This window comes from Streptomyces sp. BRA346, from assembly GCF_052851135.1.
On sequence record NZ_JAIWIH010000134.1, the window covers coordinates 1 to 2,757 of the forward strand.

1 protein-coding gene is annotated in these 2,757 nt (G+C 69.2%); it reads left to right on the plus strand.

What is annotated here, in order from left to right:
* Positions 1 to 2,757 (plus strand): AMP-binding protein (locus tag LCH29_RS43730; protein WP_446467247.1); only part of this gene is annotated, 2,757 nt, incomplete at both ends.

Sequence of the window (2,757 nt, forward strand, 5' to 3'; positions counted from 1 at the left end):
CTCGACGCCTACTACGTCTCCAACAGCAGCATCGAGATCGAGACGCTGCGCGACGCGCTCAGCGAAGCCCTCCCCTCCTACATGGTGCCCTCGGCATTCATGGAGCTGGACGCGCTGCCGCTGACCCCGAACGGCAAGGTCGACCGGGACAGGCTGCCGACACCGGGCGGCGGCGCCGTGGTCGCCCGCGGCTACGAAGCCCCTGTCGGCCCGGTGGAAGAGGCACTGGCCGCTATCTGGGCCGACCTCCTCGGCGTGGAACGCGTCGGCCGCGACGACGACTTCTTCGAACTCGGCGGCCACTCCCTCCTCGCCGTCTCCCTGGTGGAACAGATGCGGCAGGCAGGGCTCTCCTGCGACGTCCGCGCCGTCTTCACCGCACCGACCGTCGCCGGACTCGCCACCGCGGTGGCGGCCGGAGGCGGCACCGAAGTACAGGTGCCCCCGAACGCCATTCCGGCCGACGCCGACGCCATCACGCCCGCCATGCTGCCCCTGGTCGAACTGACCGAGGAGCACATCGCCAAGGTGGTGTCCACGGTCCCCGGCGGAGCCCGGAACGTGCAGGACATCTACCCCCTCGCCCCGCTCCAGGAAGGCATCTTCTTCCACCACCTCATGGGCGGCGACGCCGACCCGTATCTCGTGTCGTACGTCCTGCCGATCGACACCCGGGACGAGGCCGACCAGTTCGTGGCCGCGCTCCAGGCGGTCGTGGATCGGCACGACATCCTGCGCACGTCGGTGGTCTGGGAGGGGCTCCCCCAACCCGTCCAGGTGGTCCGGCGCCACACCGCACTGCCGGTCGAGGACGCGACCCTCGACGCCAACGACGACGCGGCCACTCAATTGCTGAAGCGCTACGACCCGCGCCGGTACCGGATGGATCTGGGCACGGCGCCGCTGATGCGCGTCGTCAGGGCGTACGACGAGCCGAACGACCGGTGGCTGCTGCTGGTGCTGATGCACCACATCATCGACGACAACACGTCCGTCGGAACGCTGGTCTCCGAAGTGGACGCTCACCTCGCCGGGCGCGCAGATGCGTTGCCGGAGCCGGTGCCGTACCGCAACGCCGTGGCGCAAGCCGTGCTGGGCACCAGCCGTGAAGAACACGAGAGGTTCTTCACCGAGCTGATCGGCGACGTCGATGAGCCGACCGCGCCGTACGGCATCCTGGACGTCCGCGGCGACGGGACCGGCATCGCCGAGACACACGTCGACGTGAACCCTGCCCTGGCCCGAACGGTCCGGGAACAGGCCCGTCAGGCGGGTGTTTCCCCGGCGAGCGTGTGCCACCTGGCATGGAGCATGGTCCTGTCCCGGCTCACCGGCCGCTCGGACGTGGTCTTCGGCACCGTGCTCTTCGGGCGTATGCAGGCCGGAACCGGTGCGGCACGTGGCCTCGGGCTGTTCATCAACACCCTGCCGATACGCATCGACGTGACCGAGCGCGGCGTCCTGGACGCCGCCCGGGACACCCAAACGCTGCTGGCGGAGATGCTGCGCCACGAGCACGCCCCGCTCGTGCTAGCCCAGGGATGCAGCCAGGTCCCGACCGGACTTCCCCTGTTTACCACCCTGCTCAACTACCGGCACAGCCCGGAACCGACTGAGCCTGCCGCAGGTGGACTCGGCGAGCGGGTCGAGGTGCTGCACAGCGAGGAGCGCACCAACTACCCGATCGTGGTCTCGGTCGACGACCTCGGCTCCGGGGATGCCGGATTCGGCATCACGGCCCAGGTGGATGACCGCCTGGACCCGGACCGTATCTGCGGGATGCTGATCGCTGCTCTGGAGGAGCTGTCCCGGTCACTGGCCGGTGATCGGTCGGCACCGGTGGCGGCTGTGGACGTGCTGCCCGCGGCGGAGCGTGCGCTGCTGGTCGACGGCTTCAACCCCACCGATACATCAGCCGATCCCAAGCCCTGCCTGCACGAGTCCTTCGAGGCACAGGCCGCGGAAACACCGGATGCGGTCGCGGTCGTCCACCGCGATACGCGGGTCACCTATCGGGAGCTGAACGAGCAGGCGAACCGGATCGCGCACCGGCTGCGTTCGGAGGGCGTGGGCCCTGGTGCACGGGTGGGAATCTGCGCGGAACGCGGCGTGGGGCTGCTGGCAGCGGTCGTGGGTGTGCTGAAGGCGGGCGGCGCCTATGTGCCGCTGGACCCGTCGTACCCCGCCGAGCGCGTGGCGTTCATGCTCGCCGACGCGAAGCCGGTCGTGGTCCTGACCGACGGCACCGATGCGGCAGCCCTGATCCAGACCAGCGCCCCCGCCGATCTTGTGGTGTGGGACCTGGCCACGGACTTCACGGACGCCCCGGTCAACAATGTCCCCGTAGCGGTCTCCCCCTCCGACGTGGCCTACGTCATCTACACCTCAGGATCCACCGGAACGCCCAAGGGTGTGCTCGTGGAGCACCGCCAAGTGGCCCGCCTGTTCACCTCGACAAACGAATGGTTCGGCTTCGGCCCCTCCGACGTCTGGGCCCTGTGCCACTCCTACGCCTTCGACTTCTCGGTATGGGAAATCTGGGGCGCTTTGCTTCACGGCGGCCAGCTCGTCGTCGTCCCGAGCGATGTGGTCCGGGCTCCGGATGAGCTGTGGCAGCTGGTGTGCTCGGCCGGGGTGACCGTGCTGTGCCAGACTCCCGGAGCCTTCACCCGCCTCACCGACGCCCGCCTCCGCACCCCCGACACCCAAGACCAGCTCCGCTTCGTCATCTTCGGCGGAGAAGCACTGGAAGTCGCC